Source organism: Nonomuraea sp. NPDC001636, from assembly GCF_040298265.1.
GTDB lineage: Bacteria > Actinomycetota > Actinomycetes > Streptosporangiales > Streptosporangiaceae > Nonomuraea.
Genome location: NZ_JBEOZT010000005.1, coordinates 242,976 through 259,465 on the forward strand (window position 1 = coordinate 242,976; position 16,490 = coordinate 259,465).

A 16,490-nucleotide genomic window follows, 5' to 3' on the forward strand; every position below is an offset into this window, starting at 1 on the left:
CGAGGGGCCGAGGGTGGCGTTCGAGATCGGGTCCGGCATCGACGACCGGACGCTGCCGCCCGAGGTGATGACGACGCTGCACCGGGTCCTGCTGGAGTCGCTCACCAACGTGCGCAAGCACGCTCACCGGGCCGCGTGGGTGGAGGCCGACCTGCGGCGGTACGAGCGGGTGGTCGTGCTGCGGGTGCGGAACTTCGGCTCGGTCGCGTCAGATCCACGGGTGTCCCGGCTGGGCGGCGGGTTCGGGCTGGTCGGCATGGCCGAGCGGGTGGAGGCGCTGGGCGGCAGGCTCTACGCGGGCCCGTCCCCCGAGGGCCCCTGGGAAGTGATCGCCGAGTTCCCGCTCCCCTGACCCCGCCGACCGGCCGACCGCGACCTCGCCGGGTTCCCGCTCCCCTGACCCGCCCGCCCGGCCGACCATGACCTCGCCGGGTTCGCGCTCCTCTGCCCCCGCCGACCGGCCGACCGCGGCCTCGCCGGGTTCGCGCTGCCCCGAGACCTCGGGATCCCGCTCCCCCGCGGCGAAGGAGCCGGCGAACTCCGGCTCGCCCAGGGCGGCGCGCAGGCGGGCGGTGATCCGGTCCACGTCATGGCGTTCGCCGGCCGGAAGGGGCGCGCCGACGGATCGCCGGAGCGCCGCGGCCCGTCCCATCCGCCGCGCCGCCTCCGCCTGGTGCTCGCGGCCCGCGATCGACAACGCGCCCGCCAGCCCTTCCAGGGCCAGCGCGACGGCCCGCGGGTCGCCCGTCGCGCGGGCGTTCGCGTACCCCTCGCGCTGGCGCGCCAGCGCCGTCTCGGCGTCGCCGCGCTGCTCGGCCACGAACCCCCACTCGGCCATGACGAACGCCGTCCCGGGCGTCCCCCGCACCTGTCGCAGCCAGTCGAGCGCGGACAGCAGGTACGACTCCGCCTCCTCGTACCGCCCCTGCCTGCGGGCGCTCATGGCCAGGCCGAGCAGCGCGTTCTCCTCCGCCGACCGGTACGACTGCGCCACCGCCAGCCGCCTGGCCCGCCCGTGGTAGTCGTCGGACCGCTCGTAGTCGCCCGTGAGCAGCGCGAGCCGGCCGAGCGCGGCCAGCTTGAACGACACGTCGAACCCCAGCCCCTCGGCCAGCCGCAGCGCCTCCTGCCGCAGCCGGGCCGCCCGCTCGTAGTCGCCGCGGATCTCGGCCAGCCGGTCGAGGACGTCCATGGCCTCGACCTGCCCCCATTCGTCCCCCAGCTCGCGGAAGAGGGCCAGGCCGCGCTCGCCGTCGCGTTCCATCGCCGCGAGGTCGCCGCGGCCCACCGCGAGCTTGGCCCGCAGGCACAGCGCCGCCGCCACCCCCCACCGGTCCCCCAGCTCCTCGTACGCCGCCAGCGCCCGTTCGGCCGCGTCCCGGTGCGCCGCGTGGTCGCCGTACGCCCAGCGCACGAAGCTGAGGAACCAGTCGGCCAGCGCGGCCCCCGCCCGGTCGAGCGCGGCGCGGCGTACCGGCGGGGTGGGCTCGCCGAGCAGCAGCCCGATGCCGGCCAGCCAGACCGAGGCCAGGGCGGCGGCGCCGTCCTCGCCGCCCGCCGCCAGCGCCGCCTCGATCGACCTGCGGGCCTCGCGCAGCCTGCCGCGCAGGATCCAGTACCAGGCGAGCGCGTTGGCCAGGCGCAGGGGCTCCGGCCCTGACAGGGCCAGCCGCAGGTTGGCGGTCTCGGCGTCCAGCCGGTCCAGCCACTCGTGCTGGCGCGGGCCGCGCAGCTCGGCGCGGACGGCCAGGTCGGTGTAGTAGCGGGCGTGCCGCTCCCGCAGCAGGTCGTGCTCACCGGCCTCGCGCAGCCGTTCGAGGCAGTAGGCGGTCACCGACTCCAGCAGCCGGTAGCGGGGTCCCAGGGGGCCGGGCGCCACGGCGACCAGCGACCGGTCGACGAGCCTGGCCAGCACGTCGAGCACGTCCACGCCGGGCTCGGCGCAGACCGCCTCGGCGGCCTCCAGGGTGCAGCCGTCGGCGTGCGCGGCCAGCCGCCGCAGCACCGCGCGTTCCTCGCCGGACAGCAGCTCCCAGCTCCAGTCGATGGTGGCCCGCAGCGTGCGCTGCCGGGCCGGGGCGTCCCGCATCCCGGCGCTGAGCAGCCTGAACCGGTCGTCCAGGCGGGCGGCCAGCTCCTGGACGCCGAGCGCACGCACCCGTGTCGCCGCCAGCTCCAGGGCCAGCGGGATGCCGTCGAGCCGCCGGCAGATGACGGCCACGGCAGGGCCGGGCTCGACGTCCGCGCGGGCCGCGAAGAGCCGTACGGCGTCGGCCTCGGCCAGCGGGTGCACGACCCGGACCCGTTCGCCGGACACCCCCAGCGGCTCCTGGCTGGTGGCCAGCACGCGCAGGCCGGGCGCGGCCCGCAGCAGCGCCGAGACGAGCCCGGCGACCTGCTCGACCAGGTGCTCGCAGTTGTCCAGGACCAGCAGCGCGCTCCTGCCCGCCAGCACCCCGGCCAGCCTGGACGCCAGCGGCACGGAGTCGTCGTCGCGCACGCCCAGCACGGCCGCCACCGCCTCGGCCACGTCGGCGCCCCCGGCCCCGGCCAGCTCCACCAGCCACACGCCGTCGGCGAACCCGCCCCGCCGCGGCTCGGCGGCACCCTCGGGGAAGGCCAGACGGCGGGCGGCGGCGAGGGCGAGACGGGTCTTGCCCACGCCGCCCGGCCCGGTCAGGGTCACCAGCCGCGAGTCCGCCAGCAGGGCGGCGAGATCGGCGAGGTCGGCGTCCCGGCCGACCAGCGGGGTGAGCGGCGCGGGCAGGTTGGTGAGCGGTCCCGGGTCGGCGGCGGGCTGCGGGGCGGCCAGCGAGGGGTCGTGGCGCAGGATGGCCCGGTGCAGCGCGGCCAGCTCGGGCGAGGGGTCGAGCCCCAGCTCCTCGGCGAGCCTGACACGCAGCTCCTCGTAGGCGGCCAGTGCCTCGCTCTGCCGGCCGCCCCGGTACAGGGCCTTCATGTGCGAGGCGCGCAGCCGTTCGCGCAGGGGGTGCCGGGCGACCAGGCCGGCGAGGTCGACGTCGTGGCCGAGCGCGAGGCGCACCTCGGCCTGCTCCTCCAGGGCCGACAGGCGCAGCTCGGTCAGCAGGGTGATCTCGGGACGGGCGAACCCCTCGTCGGCGAAGTCGGCGTAGGCCGCGCCCCGCCACAGGGCGAGCGCCTGGTCGAGCTCGCGGGCGCGCTCACGCGGGGCGGCGCCGCGGCGGCCCACGAGCGCGCGGAACCGGACGGCGTCGCAGTCGTGGGCGGCCAGCCGGTAGCCGGCCGGGCCGTGGACGACCATGGCCGGGTCGCCGAGCGCGCGGCGGAGCTGGGAGACGCGGGCCTGGAGGGTGCCGAGCGGGTTGCGGCCAGGCCGGTCGCCCCACAGGTCATCGATCAGCCGGTCGGCGGAGACCGGGCCGCCGCCGGCCGCCAGCAGGGCGGCGAGCAGCGCGCGGACCTTGGGCTCGGCGACGTGGATCTCCTCGCCGCCGTCCGTCCGGACGGTCAGCGGGCCGAGCACCCCGAATCGCACCATGCAGAGACTAACCCGTAGCCGGTCATAAGGATTTCCGTAGGGCGGTGCCGCAGGCTCCCTGTCATGACTCAGGTGACAGTTGCGGGACTCGGCCCGATGGGGTCGAAGATGGCCGAGACGTTCCTCGGCGCGGGTTTCGACGTGGCCGTGTGGAACCGTACGGCGAGCAAGACCGAACCGCTGGTCGCCCGGGGAGCCCGGCGCGCGGCCTCGGCCGCGGACGGCGACCTGCTGGTGTTCAGCCAGATCAGCTACCAGGCGATGTACGACAGCCTCGGCGAGGCGGGGCTCGACGGGAAGGTGCTGGTCAACCTCAGCTCGGGCACCCCGGAGGAGCTGCGCGCGGCGGCCCGCTGGGTGGCCGGGCGCGGCGGCACGCTCATCACCGCCGGAATCATGGTCCCGCCCCCGGGCATCGGGCAGCCGGGTGCGTACTCCTTCTACAGCGGCCCCGAGGACGTGCTCGACCGGCACACGGCGACGCTCAAAGCCCTCGGCGACGTCGTCCACGTCGGCGCGGACGAGGGCCTGGCGATGATGTACTACCAGTCGCTGCTGCTGATCTTCTGGTCGAGCCTGACCGGCCAGATGCACGCCATGGCGATGCTGAGCACGGCCGGGGTCTCCCCGCTGGAGTTCCTGCCGTACGCGCGGGAGACCTTCACCCAGCTCGGCGGCGACGGCGTGATGGGGTTCGCGAAGATCCTGGCCGAGGAGTTCGCCGCCGGGACCTACCCCGGCGAGCTGAACTCGCTGCACATGCAGGCCGTGGGCCTCGGCCACGTCGTGCACGCGCTGGCCGAGGCCGGGGTGGAGACCACGGTGCCGAACGCGCTGAAGGAGCTGTTCGAGCGCGCCGACGCCGAGGGACGCGGGCACGAGGGCCTCGGCACCGTGATCGAGTCGATCAGGAAACCCTGATCAGTGGTTGGCGAGGAAGGCGAGCAGGTCCTGCCGGGTGAGCAGCCCGGCGGGCTTGCCGTCCTCCAGGACGACGGCCGCGTCGGCCTTCTCCAGCGCCTCGACCGCGCGCGCGACGGGTTCACCGCTGCCGATCGTGGGTAGCGGCGCCGACATGTGGTCGGAGATCGGGTCGTCGGAGGCGAGCCTGCCGTGGTAAAGGGCCTCCAGGAGGTCGCGCTCGACGATGGAGCCGACCACTTCGGCCGCCATGACCGGCGGCTCCTCCTTCATGACCGGAAGCTGGGACACCGAGTACTCGCGCATGATCGAGATGGCCGTGCCGACCGACTCGTGCGGGTGGGCGTGCACGAACTCCGGCAGGCCCGGCCCCTTGCGCGCCAGCACGTCGCCGACCAGGCCCTCGTCCGAGCTGGTGGTCAGGAAGCCGTAGTCGGCCATCCAGTCGTCGTTGAAGATCTTCGACAGGTAGCCGCGGCCGCCGTCGGGCAGCAGCACGACCACCACGTCGTCGGGGCCCGCCTTGGCCGCCACCTGCAGCGCCGCCACCACGGCCATGCCGCACGAGCCGCCGACCAGCAGCCCCTCCTCGCGGGCCAGGCGGCGGGTCATGTTGAAGGAGTCCTTGTCGGACACCGCGATGATCTCGTCGCAGATCCCGGTGTCGTACGTGGCCGGCCAGATGTCCTCGCCCACGCCCTCCACCAGGTAGGGACGGCCGGAGCCGCCGGAGTACACCGAGCCCTCGGGGTCGGCTCCGATGATCTTCACCCGGCCGTCGGAGACCTCCCTGAGGTAGCGGCCGGTGCCGCTGATCGTGCCGCCGGTGCCGATGCCCGCCACGAAGTGCGTGATGCGGCCGTCGGTCTGCTCCCACAGCTCGGGACCGGTCGAGTGGTAGTGGGAGTCGGGGTTGTTGACGTTGGAGTACTGGTCGGGCTTCCAGGCGTTGGGGATCTCGCGGGCCAGCCGGTCGGAGACCGAGTAGTAGGACTCCGGGTGGTCGGGCGCGACGGCGGTGGGGCAGACCACGACCTCGGCCCCGTACGCGCGCAGCACCGCGATCTTGTCCTGGGCCACCTTGTCGGGCACCACGAACAGGCACCGGTAGCCCTTCTGCTGGGCCACGATGGCCAGGCCCACCCCGGTGTTGCCGGACGTCGGCTCGACGATGACACCGCCCGGCCGCAGCGCGCCGGAGGCCTCGGCGGCCTCGATCATGCGCAGCGCGATGCGGTCCTTGACCGAGCCGCCCGGATTGAAATATTCGACCTTGGCCAGCACCTGGGCGGAGATCCCCGCCGTGACCTTGTGCAAGCGGACGAGCGGAGTGTTCCCCATGAGGTCGACCAGGGAATCGTAAACGCGCACCGAGGTGTTCACCTTCTTTGCCGAAGCTTGATCAGCTTGCCCGAGGCCGAGATCCAGTGGGGGTGGCAGGCCCTCGGCTAGTTTTCAAGCAAACGCTACCGCCGAGTTCGACCGGGAGGACACTACGTGGTCTGGGCAGCAGGCATGGCACGCGCGGCCAGGCGGATCGCGATGGCGGCGGCGCTCGGAGGTGGCGGGCTCACGGCTCTGGGAGCCACGGCGTACGGCCTGCTGATCGCCGAGGGGCTGCTCGCGCGCAAGGCCATCGGCCGCCCCCACGGTCTGGACGGACCGCCCTCCGACGGCGTCTACGGCGATTTCCGCGGCAAACCCCTCAAGATGGCCATGCTCGGTGATTCCACCTCGGTGGGCCTGGGCATGACCGACCCCAGCCACACCCCGGCCGTCCTGCTGGCCAACGGCGTGGCGGCGGTGGCCGAGCGGCCGGTGCACCTGCTGGTGGCGGGCAAGTCGGGCGCCCCCTCCGCCGAGCTGCCCGAGCAGGTGGACGCCGCCCTCGCCATGCGCCCGGACGTGGCGGTCATCTTCGTGGGGGCCAACGACATCATCACCCAGACGCCGCCGGCCGTGGCGGTGCGCCATCTGGCCAAGGCGGTGCGGCGGCTGCGCGAGGCGGGCGTCGAGGTGGTCGTCGGCACCTGCCCCGACCTGGGCACGGTGCGGCCCATCGCCCAGCCGCTGCGCTGGGTGACCCGGCGGTGGAGCCGTCAGCTCGCGGCGGCCCAGACCGTCGCCGTGGTCGACGCGGGCGGCCGTACGGTGGCGTTCGCGGACGTCTTGGGGCCGGAATTCGATACAAATCCGACAGAAATGTTCGGACCGGATCGTTTCCATCCATCTGACCGAGGTTACGCGCAGGCCGCTTACGCGGTGCTACCGTCGGTGTGCGCTGCGTTGGGGCTGTGGCCTGAGCCGCGGCCCGCGCGGGGCGAAGGACTGCAACCGATCTACCTTGCGGCGGCAACGGCCGCGGAGGAGCCCGGCACCGAGGTCACCGCGACCCGGGTCGACGGGCGGGCCACGGGGCTCCACGGCAAGTGGGCCACGCTGTTCCGCCGGCGGCTCGGCGAGACGCCTACCGACGCGTGAGCGCGCCCGGCGGGCGGCTCGACGATCCCACCGACGCGTGATCGTGCGCGCCGGAGGGTTCGCTGACGCCTGATCCGGTCACCCTCCGAGCCTTAGCCGTCACTCCTCGTCCTCTTTTGGAGTGAATTGCCTGTGCTCCGGCCCCTCATGAAACCTTCCCTGGCCCTCGCGGGGACCCTCGCCCTGACCGCCTGCTCCGGCAGCGACGCCGCCACGGCGAACTTCCCCTCCTGGCAGAACACCCAGGTCAACGCGGTCAGCCGGATCGTGTCCGCGGCCGGTGTGGTCACCACCACCTCCATGAAGCCCGACGGCACACTGGAGACCGTGGCGCTCGGCCTCGAAGACGGCCGGCGCCTGTGGGCGTACCCGGCGACCATGGCGGGCCGCCTGCCCGGCATGGGCGTCTCGGCCCCCGCGATCGTGGAGACGGCCAAGGGCCAGGGGGTGGTCGTGGCCCTCGACCCGGCGAAGAAGGGCCGCTGGAACGCCACCCTCATCGCCCGCGACGCCCGCTCCGGGGCGCAGAAGTGGGCCAGGCCCATGCACTCCACGTTCGGCCCGCAGCGCTGCGGCCCCTACGTGTGCGTGTCGGAGCACACCGCCCTGACCCACGCCCGGATGGTCGTGCTCGACCCGGCGACCGGCCGGGTGATGTGGCGGCTGCCCGGCATCTCCGAGGTCGAGTGGTCCGACCCGGCCCGGGTCCTGCTGCTGCGGATGGCCGCCAACCCCATGATCGAGTCCTACGACGTCAAGACCGGCAAACTGCAGTGGCAGCAGCCGATCGAGCAGGCGCTCGGGCCCGGCATCGACCTGTCGGGCGGGTGGGCGTTCGGCTCGACCGGCGACAACCTGGTCGGCTACGTCGCCCCCTACACCAACCCCCAGACGAAGAAGGTCTCCACCTTCGGGCTGTTCTCCATCAGGATCAGCGACGGCACGGTCAACTGGATGCGTCCCTCGGTCGTGCGCGTCTATCCCAGTGGCAGCCCCGGCTACGCGCCCGTCGTCCGCCCGGTCGACCGCCAGGGCGCCTACGGCGGTTTCGCCAGGCTCGACTCCGAGACCGGCCGGGTGGTCGGCCAGATCACCGCCTCCGACGTCCCCGGCTCGGGCTGGTGGCTGGCCTTCCCCGACCGCATGGACAAACTGGGCTTCCTCAAGCACGACGCCAAGGGCAGCGCCTTCGACCTGGCCTCGGGCAAGCCCGCGCAGGTGGGCGAGGAGCGGGGCTGGTCCTTCTGCGTCACCGACCCCAAGCCGCTGCCGCTGCGCGGCCAGGCCCCCGGCTTCTACTCCACGGCCGCCGTCTGCGAGTACGACCTGGGCACCGGCACCCGCGTCTCCCCCATGAACGCCCCGCCGCCCTGGTTCACCGGCAGCCAGGACGGCTGGCGCCTGTGGCGCGACGAGAAGGGCGCCGTGCACGCCGTCAACGACCACACCGCCACCGCCCCCGGCATGTACGGCTGACGCGGGACCCCGGGGTGCTTGCGAGGAGGACTGGAATATAGTTCTAATATCAGCGCCGGACACAAGGAGGGGCCATGCCCGAGGCAGTCATCGTCGCAACCGCGCGTTCCCCGATCGGACGAGCCTTCAAGGGGTCGCTCAAGGACATCCGTCCCGACGATCTGACCGTACAGATGATCCAGGCGGCGCTGGCCAAGGTGCCCCAGCTCGACCCGAACACGATCGACGACATCATGCTCGGCTGTGGCCTACCGGGCGGTGAGCAGGGCTTCAACATGGCCCGGGTGGTGGCGGTGCTGCTCGGGCTCGACACCGTGCCGGGCACGACCGTCACGCGCTACTGCTCCTCCTCGTTGCAGACGACGCGGATGGCCTTCCACGCGATCAAGGCGGGCGAGGGCGACGTGTTCGTCTCGGCCGGCGTCGAGACCGTCTCCCGCTTCGCCAAGGGCAACTCCGACTCGCTGCCCGACACCCACAACCCGCTCTTCCTCGACGCGACGGCCCGCACCAAGCAGTCGGCCGAGGGCGGCCACACCTGGCACGACCCCCGCCAGGACGGCGCCGTCCCCGACATCTACATCGCCATGGGGCAGACCGCCGAGAACCTGGCCCAGCTCAAGGGCGTCAGCCGCCGCGAGCAGGACGAGTTCGGCGTGCGCTCCCAGAACCTGGCCGAGAAGGCGCTGGCCGACGGGTTCTGGCAGAAGGACATCACCCCCGTCACGCTCCCCGACGGCACCGTGGTCAGCAAGGACGACGGCCCCCGGGCCGGCACCACGTACGAGGGGGTGGCCGGGCTCAAGCCGGTCTTCCGCCCCGACGGCACGGTCACCGCGGGCAACTGCTGCCCGCTCAACGACGGCGCGGCGGCTCTGGTCATCATGAGCGACGTCAAGGCGGCCGAGCTGGGCATCACGCCGCTGGCCCGGATCGTCAGCACCGGCGTCAGCGGGCTCTCGCCCGAGATCATGGGCCTCGGGCCGGTGGAGGCGTCCAAGCAGGCGCTGTCCCGGGCCGGGATGGCGATCGAGGACATCGACCTCGTAGAGATCAACGAGGCGTTCGCGGCGCAGGTGATCCCGTCGTACCAGGACCTCGGGATCGAGCTCGACCGGCTCAACGTCAACGGTGGCGCGATCGCCGTCGGGCACCCGTTCGGCATGACCGGGGCGCGCATCACCTCGACGCTGATCAACAGCCTGCGCCACCACGACAAGAGCCTCGGCCTTGAGACGATGTGCGTGGGCGGCGGCCAGGGCATGGCGATGGTGCTGGAGCGCCTGTCCTAGATCGTGCTCGGCGGCCCCGCGTCCGGCCTTCCAGGCCGCGCGGGGCCGTTCGCGTCCCGGACGTCAGCCCTGACGGTCGGGGCCGGCCTGGAGCGGGGTGACGCGCACGATGACGCGCCGCTCGCTGACCATGGCCTCGCGGTAGGCGTCCCAGTCGGGGTGTTCGCCGGAGATGTCCCGGTAGTAGGCGACGAGCTGGTCCATCGCCTCCGGCAGGGAGACGATCTCGGCCGTGCCGTCGACCTGGAGCCACTCGCCGAAGAAGCCGTCGGCGAGCACGCAGAGCGAGACGCGGGGATCCCGGCGGATGTTGTGCACCTTCATCGCCGTCTCGCGGGTGCTGATGACGATGTGCCCGCCGGCCACGCCCGCCAGCACCGGCGACATCTGCGGGTGCCCTCCGCGACGGCTGGTGAGCAGGACTGCGTGGTGGTGGGTCTCGATGAAGCCGAGCGCCTTGTCCAGATCCATGTGTTCATGATGACGCGCCCGTGCTCGGAGCACGGGCGCGGGGGGGGAAGGGCTCTACATCAAGCCCATTCGGGTACGGCGGTGCCGCTCGTGCTCCAGCACGATCGCGGCGGCGTAGCCGTGGGACAGCCCGTGCTCGTCGGCGAGCCAGTTGGCCCGCTCGTCGCACCTCAGGAAGGATGGGCCGTTGTCGATGGCTTGGAACCACTCGGGGAGTTCGCGTCCCGTTATCGTGGGGACCCTTGCGATGAGCTTCGTCTGCGTCTCCGGTGAGTGGTTCAAGGACATGGGCACCTCCGCGGATTAAGGTCCTTTGCTCGACACTGCAACACCGCGCTGCGAATGGCAACCCCCCGGCCAGGCATCATTCTGTGACGGCAGGTAGATTTCCGGTCGCACAAAGAGAGGGCCCCGCCGGTTACGGCGAGGCCCCCAGGAGATGAACGATCAGTCGTCGCCGGTGAAATAGCTGATGAGGCGGAGCACCTCAAGGTAGATCCAGACCAGGCTCAGCATGAGGCCGAACGCGCACTGCCAGGCGAACTTGTCCGGTACGCCCTGCCGCACGCCCTGCTCGATCGAGTCGAAGTCGAGGAGCAGGAAGAAGCAGCCGATCAGGATCATGACGATGCTGAAGACGTAGCCGAGCGGGCTGTCGGTGCGCAGGCCGAGCCCGACGCCGTTGAAGATGCCGACCAGCAGGTTGACCAGCACCAGCCCGACCACCGCGATGGCGGCCGCCATGCCGTACTTGACCAGCTTGGGGGTGACCCGGACGACCCGCAGCGAGTAGACGGTCAGCACCGCGCCGAAGGCGAAGGCCGTGCCGAGCACCGCCTGGAAGACGATGCCGCTGATGGCGCCCTCGAACAGCTGGCTGATCTTGCCGAGGAAGACGCCCTCGAACACCGCGTAGCCCAGGATGAGCGCCGGGTTGGTGCTCTGGGTGAACGAGGCGATCAGGCCGAGGATGAGGGCCACGACGGCGGCGCCGACGGCCACCATCGGGGGGACGTTGAGCACCCACGTCGCGGCGGCGGCCACGACGAGCGCGCCGAGGGTGAGGAAGCCCCGGACGACGACGTCGTCGAGGGTCATCGCCCGGTAGGCGGGCGGGGCCGGGGGTGCGTACGACGGGGCGTCGTACATGTTCCGCAGGGTGTCGGGGGACGGCGCCGGGCCGGCCCAACCCGCGCGCTGCTGGCGCGCCCTGCCGAATACGGGGTTCTTGCTCTCCATCGCTGCCTCCTGTGGCGCCGAGCCTACGGGGCCTGGCGGCACCTAGGTCAACTCACGCTCAGATCGAAGTTCGTCGGGGGGACTTCGGCAGCGAGGACAACGAACGTGACCCCGCACGAGTTCCCGAGGCCGGGACGGCCGTCCGGGGCCGGGGGCCGGGCGGCGAGTAACTGCGTCGCAACCAATGGAAACCGGCTTCTGTTGGGTTTCGTGATGAAAACGGAATCTTCCCGATGCCTCACCACACCGGGTCTTCCCGGCAAACGACTGGAAGCATTGTGTGACGGGTTGACAGCAGTAGTGAACCACCGGATGCGACAAGGCGCTTCACTCGGAGAAAACCCCAGGTCGGGGACACTTAAGAATGGTGCCCCCGGCGGGATTCGAACCCGCACTACAACCCTTTTAAGGGGTTTGCCTCTGCCATTGGGCTACGGGGGCGCCGCAATCATACGAAACGGACCATGCTTCCGAGGAGCACAACTTCGCATCAGGCGTCACAACTGTGAAGTCTGCGGTGAAGTGATAGCGCCCCTGGCACTCTGTCCAAGAAGAGTAGACCGTCCAGATGGTCCAGTTGGTGCTGAATGCAGCGGGCCTCGAAGGCGTCCGCCTCGACGACGACCGGCTCCCCTGTGCCCGGCAAATGCCCATGTACGGTGATACGCGTCGCCCGGCGCACGTCGGCCGTGAGCCCCGCGATGGACGCGCACCCCTCGCGCCCGCCGTCCCAGTGGGAGGCGCTCGTGAGGCGAGGGTTGACCAGGACGAGCTCCCCGGCCCATGACCGGGCCCGAGGATGGGCCCAGGCGTTGAAGGCGATCAGCCGCCACCTCAGGCCGATCTGCGGGGCGGCCAGCCCCGTCATGGCCGGCTCGCCGCGCAGGGTGGCGAGGAGGTCGGCCGCGGCCCGCACGGTCTCGGGGGCCGCCGGATCGACCGGCTCGGCCCTGGCCGACAGCGCCGGGTGCGGCGCGCCGAGCACCTGGCGCGGGGTGCCTCTGGCGCCCGTCACAGCAGGTCCGGCTCGACGGGACGGAAGGTGATCTCCGAGTCGAGCCCGGCCCCGACCGCCGCCAGCCGGCGCATGAGGGCGGCGACGTCGACGTCCTTGGGCAGCTCGACGTCGGCGATGAGCACGTAGAGGCGGCCGGTGAGCCGGGTGCTCATGCCGGTGATGTTGCCGCCGTCGGCGGCCAGCACGGCGCTGACGGCCGAGATGATGCCCGGCCGGTCGGGGCCGTGCACGGTCAGGACGTAGCCGAGGCCGCCGCCGTCGTCGCAGAAGTGCCGCCGCGCCTCGATCGCGGAGGCGGAGACCACCAGCTCGGGCGCGCCGAGCCGCTTGGTCAGCTCGGCGGGGTCGAGGTCGCCGGAGACCAGCAGCATCATCGCCACGTACCCGCCGAGCAGGGTCATGGTCGAGTCCTGGATGTTCGCGCCGCAGTCGGCCAGCGAACCGGTGACGGCGGCGATCACGCCGGGCCGGTCCACGCCGAGCACGGTCACCGCTGAGAGCCCCACCCGTGGTACCCCTTCCGCATTTCGTCCAGGGGTGCCGAAAACGCCCCGGCGATGCTCGCCGGGGCGCTGCCGTACCTGGGCTAGCGGCGGGTCGTCGCCACCGCGGCCCTGAACCCGTCGCGCGGATGCTCCATCTCACCCAGCGAGATGGTCTCTCGCTTGAAGAACAGGGCCAGGGTCCAGTCGACGACGACACGGACCTTGCGGTTCAGCGTCGGCACCCGCGACAGATGGTAGGTGCGGTGCATGAACCACGCAGGGAAACCGCGCAGCTTGACGCCGTAGACATTGGCGACGCCCTGATGCAGGCCCAGTCCGGCGACCGATCCGACATACTTGTGGCGGTAATCGACCAGTTGCTCGCCACGCAGATGCCGGACGATGTTGTCGGCCAGCACCTTGGCCTGGCGCACGGCGTGCTGGGCGTTGGGGGCGCAGTACTGGCCCGGGTTCGTCACGTCGGGCACTCCGGCCGCGTCCCCGGCGGCGAAGGCGTCGCGGGTGCCGGCGACGGTCAGGGCGGCGGTGGTCTTGATCCGGCCCCGCTCGTCCAGGGGCAGGTCGCTGTCGTTGACGACCGGGCTCGGCTTGACGCCCGCCGTCCACACCAGGGTCTCGGCGTCGAACTCGGTGCCGTCGCTGAGCACGACGTGGCCGCCCTCGCACGACTCCAGCCGGGTGTCCAGCTTGACCTCGATGCCGCGTTCGCGCAGCTGCTCCAGCGTCCACTTGCCCATCTCGGGGCCGACCTCGGGCAGCACCCGGTTCGTGGCCTCGACGAGGACCCAGCGCAGGTCGGCCGGGGTGATGTTGCGGTAGTAGCGGGTGGAGTCCTTGGCCATGTCCTCCAGCTCGGCCAGCGCCTCCACGCCCGCGAAACCGGCCCCGACCACGACGAACGTGAGCGCCCTGCGCCGCACCTCGGGATCGACGGTCGACTCGGCCACGTCGAGCAGGTGCAGCACGCGGTTGCGCAGCGCGATGGCCTCGCCGACGGTCTTGAACCCGATGCCGATGTCGGTCAGCCCGGGGATCGGCAGCGTACGCGAGATCGACCCGGCGGCCATCACGATCACGTCGTAGGCCACCTGGCGCGGCTCGCCCTCGGCGGGCTGGAAGGTGACGACGCGCTCGGCGTGGTCGACCTTGGTGACCGTGCCGTTGAGTATGCGCACCTTGGGGAGGATCCGGCGCAGCGGGGCCACCATGTGCCTGGGCGAGAGGTTGCCCGCCGCCGCCTCCGGCAGGAACGGCTGGTAGGTCATGTAGGACTGGGGGTCGATGATCGTGATGCGCGCCTCGCCGGCGCGCAGCTCGCGGTGGAGCTTGCGCTGCAGCCTGAGCGCGGTGTACAGGCCGACGTACCCGCCGCCGACGATCAAGATGTGCTTGTTCATCCTGAGGCCCCATCCCTCGTGGAATGCTTGTGAAAGCATTCACAAGCTTACGTCCGGCCCTTCCACAGAGTCCAACCCGGGGATGGTGGGACGCGTCACACCGCCAGTGACCTGGCCCGGAGGAAGACGTCGTCCAGCATCTGGGCGGTGACGCGGCCGGTGAAGGTGTTCTGCTGGCTGGGGTGGTAGCAGCCGATCAGGGTGACGGGGGCGGCGCCGTGCCGGACCTCGACCTCGACGCCGTGGCCGAACCGGGGACGGGTGCGCGGCAGCTCGTAGCCGGCGTCCTTGAGCGCGGGCCACATGGCCTGCCAGGCGAACCCGCCGAGCGCCACCACCGCCCGTACGCTCTCGGCCACCATCGCCACCTCGCGCGCCATCCACGGGAAGCAGGCGGCCTTCTCCTCCGGCGTGGGCTTGTTGGCCGGAGGCGCGCAGCGCACCGACGCCACCACCCTGGTGTCGATGAGCTCCTGGCCGTCGCCGGCGTACGTGCTGGTCGCCTTGGCCGCCAGGCCGCAGCGGTGGAGCGAGGCGAACAGCCAGTCGCCGCTGCGGTCGCCGGTGAAGATGCGGCCCGTCCTGTTGCCCCCGTGGGCCGCCGGGGCCAGGCCGACCAGCAGCACCTTCGGCCGCTCGGCCCCCCACCCGGGGACGGGACGGCCCCAGTACGTCTCGTCCGCGAACGCGCGCCGCCGCACGCGCGCCACCTCCTCGCGCCACTCCACCAGACGCGGGCAGGCGCGGCAGACGGACTGCGCGGCCGTGAGCTCCGCGAGGGTGCCGCTGGTGGAGGCGAGGCGGCGCACGTCCGCGGGGTCGTGGGCCACCGGGGTGTCAGGGGTGGCGGGATCGCCGGGCCAGCCGGTGCCGGGTGGTACGAAGCTCATGACACCGATGGTGCCCGATCACTTCGTCCTCTCAGGCACGGGCGTGGCGGTGGCGGTCGGCACGGGCGTCGCCGACGGGGTCAGAGGCGCCGTGGAGGCCGTCGGGCACGCGGCGGGCGCGGTGGGCGCGGCCGTGGGCATGCCGTTGTCGGCCATCATCTCCTGCTGCTGGACCAGCGGCAGCGGGTAGCGGTTGAGCACCGGCTCGCCGCAGGACCGGTCGACCATGTAGCCGTGCTCCTCGGGGCTGACCGTGATCGGCTTGCCGTCCTGGTCGTAGAGGTAGACGTCGGTCAGCGGGCTGCCGTCCTTGGCGTACGGCTTGATGTTGTAGACGTCGAGGCCGCCGCCGACCAGCATCACGTCGGCCGGCGCCGCCATCGCGACCGACTGGTCGTCCCGGTCGGAGACCGCCGCCATGCCGACGAGCAGCGCCAGCCCCGCCACCAGGTTGACGCCCGTGGCCAGCAGCGCGGCGAAGCGCCCGCCGCGGGCCCGGCCGAACCACACCGAGACCCACACGGCCACCGCCACGAGCGCCCACTCCGCCAGGTTCCCCGGGACGACGCCGCCGCGCGCCGTGATCGCCAGCAGCAGCATGGCCAGCAGGTAGCCGCGCAGCACCCACCAGCCGGGCCGCAGCTCGGGCAGGAAGCCCACGAAGCTCCGGTACGGCTTGTGCCGCAGCAGCCCGGCATGGGCCCGCGCCGCCCACGCGCGCGGCCGCGGACGGCGACTCCGGCGGCTCTGGGGACGCCCTCCGTAGGCGGCCACCAGCTCCTCCGCGTACGCGGCGGGCGGCCCGAGCCGATCCTCCAGCGGCAGGTCGGACTCGGCCGCGATCTCGGCCAGATGGTCGTCGAGGTCCTCGATCAGCTCCTCGCGGTCGGGGTGACCGGCCAGGGCGTCGCGGACGGCCTGCGCGTACTGTTCCGGCGTGGTCATGCGTGGCCCTCCTTGAGCAGGGAATCCATGGTGGCCGCGAACGACGCCCACCGCTTGGCGGAGGTGGCGTACAGGGTGCGGCCGACCTCGTTGAGCCCGTAGTACTTGCGGTGGGGGCCCTCGTCGGAGGCCACGACGTAGGAGTTGAGCGCGCCGGCCTTGAACAGGCGGCGCAGCGTGCCGTAGACGGAGGCGTCGCCCACCTCTTCCAAACCCGCCTCCCTGAGCCGGCGCACGACGTCGTAGCCGTAGCCGTCGCGCTCGGCGAGCACGGCCAGCACGGCCAGGTCGAGCACGCCCTTGAGCAGTTGGCTGCTATCCACGCGAAGCAGAG

General features: G+C 72.2%; 15 protein-coding genes and 1 tRNA gene. 4 read left to right on the top strand and 12 right to left on the bottom strand.

The window, feature by feature from the left end:
- Nucleotides 1-208: 208 nt before the first annotated feature.
- On the bottom strand, nt 209-3,520 hold the full coding sequence (locus tag ABT158_RS13285) for an AfsR/SARP family transcriptional regulator (protein ID WP_352352994.1): 3,312 nt from the start codon (nt 3,518-3,520) through the stop codon (nt 209-211).
- Nucleotides 3,521-3,592: 72 nt separating this feature from the next.
- Here ABT158_RS13285 and ABT158_RS13290 point away from each other — a divergent pair, with 72 nt between their 5' ends.
- Nucleotides 3,593-4,441, top strand: coding sequence for an NAD(P)-dependent oxidoreductase (locus tag ABT158_RS13290; RefSeq protein WP_352352995.1), 849 nt, complete (start codon nt 3,593-3,595; stop codon nt 4,439-4,441).
- On the opposite strand, the gene ABT158_RS13295 is transcribed toward ABT158_RS13290, so the two are convergent.
- On the bottom strand, nt 4,442-5,812 hold the full coding sequence (locus tag ABT158_RS13295) for a cystathionine beta-synthase (protein ID WP_352352996.1): 1,371 nt from the start codon (nt 5,810-5,812) through the stop codon (nt 4,442-4,444).
- A 126-nt stretch (nt 5,813-5,938) separates the two neighbouring features.
- Here ABT158_RS13295 and ABT158_RS13300 point away from each other — a divergent pair, with 126 nt between their 5' ends.
- From ABT158_RS13300 to ABT158_RS13310, 3 genes are all read left to right on the top strand, one after another.
- Nucleotides 5,939-6,922, top strand: coding sequence for an SGNH/GDSL hydrolase family protein (locus ABT158_RS13300; RefSeq protein WP_352323552.1), 984 nt, complete (start codon nt 5,939-5,941; stop codon nt 6,920-6,922).
- Between the two features lie 147 nt (nt 6,923-7,069).
- Nucleotides 7,070-8,398: an outer membrane protein assembly factor BamB family protein gene (locus ABT158_RS13305; RefSeq protein ID WP_352352997.1), complete on the top strand. Its 1,329-nt coding sequence runs from the start codon at nt 7,070-7,072 to the stop codon at nt 8,396-8,398.
- A 74-nt stretch (nt 8,399-8,472) separates the two neighbouring features.
- Nucleotides 8,473-9,690: an acetyl-CoA C-acetyltransferase gene (locus ABT158_RS13310; RefSeq protein WP_352352998.1), complete on the top strand. Its 1,218-nt coding sequence runs from the start codon at nt 8,473-8,475 to the stop codon at nt 9,688-9,690.
- Nucleotides 9,691-9,753: 63 nt separating this feature from the next.
- Here the strand turns inward: ABT158_RS13310 and ABT158_RS13315 are convergent, their stop codons facing one another.
- The 10 genes from ABT158_RS13315 to ABT158_RS13360 form a co-directional block, all read right to left on the bottom strand.
- Entirely contained in the window at nt 9,754-10,161 is a 408-nt protein-coding gene (locus tag ABT158_RS13315) for a PPOX class F420-dependent oxidoreductase (protein WP_352352999.1), read from the bottom strand.
- 54 nt (nt 10,162-10,215) lie between these two features.
- A complete protein-coding gene (locus ABT158_RS13320) occupies nt 10,216-10,449 on the bottom strand; it encodes a DUF4287 domain-containing protein (RefSeq protein WP_352353000.1) in 234 nt (77 codons plus the stop codon).
- Nucleotides 10,450-10,608: 159 nt separating this feature from the next.
- The gene (locus tag ABT158_RS13325; RefSeq protein ID WP_352353001.1) at nt 10,609-11,400 is read right to left on the bottom strand and encodes a Bax inhibitor-1/YccA family protein; all 792 of its coding nucleotides are present in this window, start codon (nt 11,398-11,400) and stop codon (nt 10,609-10,611) included.
- 365 nt (nt 11,401-11,765) lie between these two features.
- Nucleotides 11,766-11,841, bottom strand: a tRNA-Leu gene (locus ABT158_RS13330).
- 49 nt (nt 11,842-11,890) lie between these two features.
- A complete protein-coding gene (locus ABT158_RS13335) occupies nt 11,891-12,415 on the bottom strand; it encodes a peptide deformylase (RefSeq protein WP_352353002.1) in 525 nt (174 codons plus the stop codon).
- Nucleotides 12,412-12,924 (bottom strand): glycine cleavage system transcriptional repressor, encoded by a 513-nt coding sequence (locus ABT158_RS13340; protein ID WP_352353003.1) that lies wholly within the window; start codon nt 12,922-12,924, stop codon nt 12,412-12,414. The genes ABT158_RS13335 and ABT158_RS13340 overlap by 4 nt, the downstream gene beginning before the upstream one ends.
- Nucleotides 12,925-13,004: 80 nt before the next feature.
- Nucleotides 13,005-14,321 (bottom strand): NAD(P)/FAD-dependent oxidoreductase, encoded by a 1,317-nt coding sequence (locus ABT158_RS13345; protein ID WP_352353004.1) that lies wholly within the window; start codon nt 14,319-14,321, stop codon nt 13,005-13,007.
- Nucleotides 14,322-14,416: 95 nt separating this feature from the next.
- Nucleotides 14,417-15,211 (bottom strand): uracil-DNA glycosylase, encoded by a 795-nt coding sequence (locus tag ABT158_RS13350; RefSeq protein WP_352353005.1) that lies wholly within the window; start codon nt 15,209-15,211, stop codon nt 14,417-14,419.
- Nucleotides 15,212-15,229: 18 nt separating this feature from the next.
- Nucleotides 15,230-16,156, bottom strand: a complete 927-nt coding sequence (locus tag ABT158_RS13355) for a hypothetical protein (RefSeq protein WP_352353006.1) — start codon at nt 16,154-16,156, stop codon at nt 15,230-15,232.
- Nucleotides 16,153-16,479: a PadR family transcriptional regulator gene (locus tag ABT158_RS13360; protein ID WP_352323564.1), complete on the bottom strand. Its 327-nt coding sequence runs from the start codon at nt 16,477-16,479 to the stop codon at nt 16,153-16,155. Before ABT158_RS13360 ends, ABT158_RS13355 begins: the two co-directional genes overlap by 4 nt.
- Nucleotides 16,480-16,490 lie beyond the last annotated feature (11 nt).